The organism is Mesorhizobium sp. WSM4850 (genome assembly GCF_055811735.1).
The window spans coordinates 1-5,390 of sequence record NZ_JBVVPV010000105.1 but is presented as its reverse complement, the minus strand read 5'-3'; the positions used below and the strand labels follow the sequence as shown (position 1 = coordinate 5,390).

Annotated in this window: 3 protein-coding genes and 1 pseudogene; all 4 read left to right on the top strand. The window is 54.2% G+C overall.

All coding sequences use genetic code 11. The features are described from left to right. Positions 1–684 precede the first annotated feature (684 nt). Entirely contained in the window at positions 685–1,875 is a 1,191-nt protein-coding gene (locus tag AC0L2Z_RS34845) for an aminotransferase class V-fold PLP-dependent enzyme (protein ID WP_473630570.1), read from the top strand. Positions 1,876–1,909: 34 nt separating this feature from the next. Then, the gene (locus AC0L2Z_RS34840) at positions 1,910–3,052 is read left to right on the top strand and encodes a M20 family metallopeptidase (RefSeq protein ID WP_473630569.1); all 1,143 of its coding nucleotides are present in this window, start codon (positions 1,910–1,912) and stop codon (positions 3,050–3,052) included. An 832-nt stretch (positions 3,053–3,884) separates the two neighbouring features. Next, positions 3,885–5,051 (top strand): M24 family metallopeptidase, encoded by a 1,167-nt coding sequence (locus AC0L2Z_RS34835; RefSeq protein WP_473630568.1) that lies wholly within the window; start codon positions 3,885–3,887, stop codon positions 5,049–5,051. A gap of 134 nt (positions 5,052–5,185) precedes the next feature. After that, positions 5,186–5,390 (top strand): annotated as a pseudogene (locus AC0L2Z_RS34830) (amidohydrolase); the annotation flags it as partial.

Sequence of the window (5,390 nt, the reverse complement as noted above, 5' to 3'; positions counted from 1 at the left end):
GTTTGTCAATTGTTCGCGAGAGTCTTGGCGCTGTACAGGACAATATGAAGAACAACCCCGCCGAAACGACTCCCGGCCCCCACCGATTGATTATCGAGATCGAACATTCGGCCATATCGAAGTCACAAAAGTAACAATGTGCGGGTAGTTTCGTCGGTCTTGGCGCCATGGAGCGGTCGCGACCGGCGTCACTTATGGCGAGCGGCTACTCGTGGGCCTGTCCGCCGCGAGCGGTGCTCGTTCTCTCGATCCTGATAGGCCTACTTCGAAATGCCTCTTTTGAACGCGAGCGGCCCGTCAGCCTGCACGACGCTCATCGACATTAGCGCGGGTGACGCGCTCACGGCTCAACGATTCACAGAACTCCAGCCGGACGGAATTCACGTCTTTGAGGCCGGCACAGGATACGCCCCAGTGCACTCTTGCGCCAGCGTCCGCCACGGTCGGCTTTAGCCAGCCCCACGGGAATCCTGCATTTTCCAAAAGTCTATGCAGGAAAACTGCAACATGGATCAGAAATAGTTCGGTCTTCTCAGAAGAGAAGGATATTATGACTTCACCGGCAACAGAGCTGGTTCCGCCTTGCCGCTGGCGGCGGTACCGTTCAGATTTCTATCCGCTAGCATCACCGGACGTAGGTAAACGGGAACTCATCGTCCGCCAATTTGACGAGCCCTAACGACTATGAACAGCAGTTTGCTTCCCTTAAGCACGATTCAGGAAGAGTTTCCCGCAACGCAAAACGTCATCTACATGGACGTTGCGAATCAGGGGCTGATCTCCCGAACCACAAGAACATCCGTTGAGCAGCATCTCGATAACAGATTGCATGGCGAAAACGATGAACTGAGCCAGTTAAAGGATATCGAAAAGACTCGCGCTACGTTTGCCCAATTAATCGGAGCAGGCAAAGATGAAATATCTATCACGAAGAACGCGTCAGAGGGCATCAATATAATCGCCAACGCGATCGACTGGCGCCCGGGAGACAGCGTAGTCCTCTGCCCTCAACTGGAGCATGCAAACAACATCCTGCCTTGGCTTCAGGTCAAGGCCCTGCACAATGTTGAGCTGAAACTCATGGAGCCGGATAACGGCACGATTCCGATTGGCGCGATCATCAATGCCCTTGATTCCAGCACGCGCGTTGTGGCGCTTTCAACGGCGAGCATGGTTCCTGGCTTTCGGATGGTGACAGAACCAATCGCGCACGCCTGCAAGCGGCACGGAACGTTTCTTCTCGCGGATGGAACCCAGTCCGTAGGGATACTCCACACCGACGTTGCTCGGCTAGGTTTAGATGGTCTGGCGGTATCGACGGTAAAGGGCTTGATGGGCTTTTACGGGTCGGGATTTCTTTACTGCCGCCGGGAGTGGGCCGATCAGCTCAATCCAGCCTACCTTGCCCGGTTCAGCGTCGATCTCGGAAATGCACCGGAATCGGCCCCCATTCTAAATGTCGCCAAGCTGCGAGCCGGCGCCCCTCGTTTTGACATTGGCCATTATAACTTCCCGGGCATGATCGCTGCCAACGCCTCTATGGGGCAACTGCTGGAGATTGGAACCAAAGCGATAGATAATCACGTAACGTCTTTGACGAAACGATTGGCTTCGGGGCTGTTGGAAATGGGATTACCTGTTTGTGGCGGAGCGCCCGGCAAGCAGACAGGGAGTATCGTAGCGGTCGGCGATATGGCTACGCTCTCCGGACGGCGAGAAGCCGCCCCATATATTCACTCTCTACATAGCTTTCTTATGACTAATAATGTCCTTGTATCAACGCGCCGAGGATTGCTCAGATTTTCGCTTCATCTTTACAACACTGAGGCCGAAGTCGACCGGGTTCTCGATGTAATCAAGCTGTGGTTGAGGTAATTTGCGGTGCTACCTTCCACGCATAGGAGAGTTTATGTCATTACTTAGCGCAGATACCGTCGCGCTCCTCCGGGACCTAGTTAAAATAGAGAGCGTGAATCCGTCGCTTTCGCCGACGGGGAGCGGAGAACAGCGGGTAGCCGAATATCTCGAGAAGTTTTGCAAGGAGAGAAACCTGCCGTATGAACTCCAACACGTTGTCGACGGCCGCTCGAACTTCCTGACCTGGGTTCCAGGCAGAGATCCTGACAGACGCGTTCTTTTCGTGGCCCATATGGACACTGTGCCAACCGACAGCTGGGCTTCGGACCCTTTTTTTGCTGAGCAGAAAGATGGTCGAATCTACGGTCGAGGTAGTTGTGACACAAAGGGATCGCTTTCGGCGATGATGATCGCTCTCAGTACCCTCGAAGGTCGCCAACCGAATGCCACGATTGTCGTTGCAGCCACCATTGATGAAGAGTACCGCAAGATAGGCGCCCGCGCTATCGCTTTCTCTGGCACGTCGTATGACGCCGCAGTGGTTGGTGAACCAACAGAGCTGGAGCTTGTGGTCGCCCACAAAGGTTCAGTGCGCTGGCAAATCGAAGTCCAGGGCGTCCCCGCTCACACCTCGAAGCCGCACCTCGGGGTCAATGCGATAACCGGCATGGCAAAGGTCATATTGGCACTCAACGAACACGGTCAGGATCTTGCCTCGCGCGCGCAACCTTTGGTCAGTCCTCCAACTTTGACGGTAAGTCTTATTGAAGGGGGGTTGGAACTGACGACAGTCCCTCCATCGTGTCGCGTCTGGATCGATCGACGCCTCGTTCCAGGAGAGCGGCCAGAGCAGGCGTTGCAGGAAGTAGAGGATATACTGCAGGAGTTGCGAGATCGCGAAAACATCAAGGTCCATTCATTGCTACCCGCGCTGGAAGACCCAGCTCCGAACAGTGCCGAGTCGAGTAAGATCGCGGCCGTCGCAGCGCAGGCCTGTGCCGATATCGCCGGGACAGGTAGACACATTGGCGTGCCGTACGGAACGGATGCTAGTCAGCTCTCGCTTGCGGGAATTCCGTGCATTGTTCTTGGACCTGGGAGTATTGATCGCGCTCACACGAACAACGAGTTCGTTGAATTGGATCAGCTTGCGAAAGCAGTTGAAATATATCAACATGTAATGCTGAGTTACTGAGACTGGAAGAGATATATTTTATTTACCTGCCCACCGGTGCCTCGCTGAGATGACCGCACCTATCAGCCCCGACACTTCTTTTGCGCGCCCGGAGACATCGACAAACATCTTCCCATTTCCGCTTAGGTCAACTGTCAGGCCGGAATAGTGGCTGTTCATATTAGTAGCACCCGGGCGCACCTCTATCTTGTATCTTGCGCCCGCTATTGGAAGTAAGCCGAACGGGATCTTGAGTTCGGCGACATTCGGAATTGCCGGCGGAACCGGCGCATTTTGGGAAGGCATTAGTGCTTGGCGTTAGGTCCGCAAAGCGTGGAAGATCTCCGCGCCAAGACAAGGAAGCGAGGAAGCGCTTCGTGAGGGTCGACGGGTCGACTACAACCAGCACACCATGAGCGGCCTCGCCCCAAACGCTTAGCAAAGCGATCCAGAATAGAGTTCAGTCGGTATCGAGAACTCATCAGGGGCAACGTCAATCGGGAGCGGCGATTGAGCATCGTCGGCCGACGCTGTCGGGCATGTGACATTCGCATCTTTTTCCTAAGCGCAGCGCGCATTTCGCTGTTCCTCTTTCAGATTAGGGCAGAGCTGAGGCAACAAACACTGGCGGCGACAGAAGTGCCTTGTTTCAGTGCTTCGGCAAATCGGATTCGATGGAGCCGGGCAGCTTGGCCGTGCCAATCGCATCAGACTCTGCGCGCATTCTGGCCGAAGTTTGCAGATTTTCTGCGTCAGGCCGCAGGAGATCGCCGAAAGAACCACTCAGATCCCTGCTACGCTAAAACTACTCGATGTTCCTATGGTGAGGGTAGGCTTAATGAAAGTTCCGGGCATGAACAGCGCCGTTGTTCAAAAAGATCTCGCGTTTCCGATCGACGAATTCCAACGGCGCCTCAAAGTTGTACGTCAAGAGATGACGGAAAGGGGACTTGACCTCCTGATTGTGAGCACGCCCGAAAATATATACTATATGAGCGGATACCACACTGTAGGGTACTTCAGCAGTCAATTTTTGCTTGTTCCGATATCCGGCGATCTATTTCATATAACGCGTGGTATCGAAGAAACAAATGTCAAGGTTCTGTCTTGGATTGAGAAATCAACCAGTTATATGGATCATGAGTCTCCAATTGAGTTGCTTTCAGCGACCATCCGGAGAATTGGCTATTCGGAGGCAGTTATTGGAATTGAAAAAATTAGTTGGTTTCTATCAATCGCCGACTACGAGCGGCTTAAAGAAATGCTCGGCGATGCGAAATTCCAAGATGGCTCCTTGACGGTCGAAAGTTCGCGCGTCGTTAAATCAGATCTGGAACTGGAGTACATTCGCCAAGCTGCTCGTATTGCGGATGCCGGCATGGAGGTCGGCATCAACCAGATCCATGCTGGCGCTAATGAGAACGACATCGCGGCGGAGATCCAGCGGACGGTGACAAGCTTGGGGAGCGAATACCCAGGATTACCTGTGTTTGTCTCCTCAGGGGTGCGTACCAGCCAAGCTCATGCGACATGGGCTGGAAGAAAAGTGCTCGAAGGTGATCCCGTCCTACTTGAAATATCGGGGTGCGTGCGACGCTATAGCGCTGCTCTGATGCGGTTAGCCGTGGTTAAGCCGGCAAATCGCGAGCTGGAGCGGATGGAAGAGGTATCACGAAAGGCACTTGAAAAAATGCTGGACGCCGTACGACCTGGCCGGCCATTGGGAGAGGTTTGGAATGTATGGTCGACTACGGTCACTGACGGCGGTTACGAAGGCCGCTTCAAACGGACCGGTTACTCTATCGGTATCAATTTCCCGCCTGATTGGGGCGAAGGCTACATCTTGTCTTTCAAGCGCGGAGAAACGCGCACATTGCGCCCTAACATGACATTCCACATTCCATCGCTTGTGAAAGTGTTCGGCTTCGCCGACGCTGGCACGAGCGAAACCGTCCGCGTGACCGAAACAGGTTGTGAGGTATTGACGAATTTTAGGCGTCAACTTTATGTCCGACAATGAATTGAGTTCAGGACCGATTGATCACAGCCAGAACACGACGGTGCCGGCTATGTAGATGGTCGAGGAAATGCGCGCGCGCATCGGCCCACGCCAGATAGATCGAACCTGTTCCAACCGCTAGAAAGGAAACTCCCATGGCCATCGTCAATCGCGTCGCCGACCTGCTCCCTGAGATCGTGGCTTGGCGCCGGGACATTCATGCACATCCTGAACTGGGCTTTGACGTCAATCGAACCTCGGCAGTCGTCGCAGAACGCCTGCACGAGTTTGGCTGCGACCAGGTCGTGACCGGTCTTGGCAAGACCGGCGTTGTCGGTGTCATCACGGGGAAGGTAGCCG

Excerpts from the sequence above, each read along its gene's own strand:
- AC0L2Z_RS34840 (WP_473630569.1), top strand. The coding sequence starts at position 1,910 with ATGTCATTACTTAGCGCAGATACCGTCGCGCTCCTCCGGGACCTAGTT.
- AC0L2Z_RS34845 (WP_473630570.1), top strand. The coding sequence starts at position 685 with ATGAACAGCAGTTTGCTTCCCTTAAGCACGATTCAGGAAGAGTTTCCC.
- AC0L2Z_RS34835 (WP_473630568.1), top strand. The coding sequence starts at position 3,885 with ATGAACAGCGCCGTTGTTCAAAAAGATCTCGCGTTTCCGATCGACGAA.